Source organism: Microbacterium sp. zg.Y909 (genome assembly GCF_024626565.1).
On sequence record NZ_JANJFJ010000687.1, the window covers coordinates 1 to 1,042 of the forward strand.

At 69.8% G+C, this 1,042-nt stretch carries 1 protein-coding gene; it reads right to left on the reverse strand.

The annotated features are described in order from the left end of the window. Positions 1-139: 139 nt before the first annotated feature. On the reverse strand, positions 140-1,042 hold a 903-nt coding region (locus NQ160_RS24150), incomplete at its 5' end, for an ABC transporter ATP-binding protein (RefSeq protein WP_257517505.1).

Here is a 1,042-nt window from a genome sequence, read left to right on the forward strand (position 1 = left end):
GTGGACCAGGGGAGTGTCAAGAGGCCGGGGTCGACCGAACTCGCGGTGATGCTGAGGGCTGAAGACACGGGAACTCCTGGCGGAAACGACACGGCGCGGGTAGCCCCAAGGCTACCCGCGCCGCGCGGTTGCTGGCGGATCAGGCCGAGACGACCGGCTTGTCGTTCAGACGCTCGCCGGACTCGATGTCGAACGCGTGCACGTGGCCGGCGCTGGCGGCCAGGGTGACCGTCTCGCCCGCGTTCGGGTGGTTGCGACCGTCGACGCGCGCGACCAGGTCGGCGCGCTTGCCGTTGATCTCGGTGTGGCCGTAGAGGTACCCGTCGGCGCCGAGCTCCTCGACGAGGTCCACCATGACCGAGAGGCCGCGGCCGTCGGCGGGGCCGACGACGATGTCCTCGGGGCGGACACCCACGGTGACCTGGCTGCCGTTGGCGCGGCCGACGGTGTCGCGGTCGAGCGGCACGACCTCGTCACCGAAGCGCACGCCACCCTCGGCGAGGTCGGCGGCGAACAGGTTCATCGCGGGCGAGCCGATGAAGCCGGCGACGAACACGTTGTTCGGCTTCTCGTACAGGTCGCGCGGGGTGCCGACCTGCTGCAGCAGACCGTCCTTGAGCACCGCGATGCGGTCACCCATGGTGAGGGCCTCGGTCTGGTCGTGGGTCACGTAGACGGTGGTGACGCCCAGGCGGCGCTGGAGCGACGCGATCTGGGTGCGGGTCTGCACGCGGAGCTTGGCGTCGAGGTTCGACAGCGGCTCGTCCATGAGGAACACCTGGGGCTGACGCACGATGGCGCGGCCCATGGCGACACGCTGACGCTGACCACCCGAGAGTGCCTTCGGCTTGCGGGTCAGGTACTCCTCGAGGTCGAGCAGCTTGGCGGCCTCGAGCACGCGGGCGGCGCGCTCTTCCTTGCCGACGCCGGCGATCTTCAGGGCGAAGCCCATGTTCTCGGCGACCGTCATGTGCGGGTACAGCGCGTAGTTCTGGAACACCATCGCGATGTCGCGGTCCTTCGGCGGCACGTCGGTGACGTC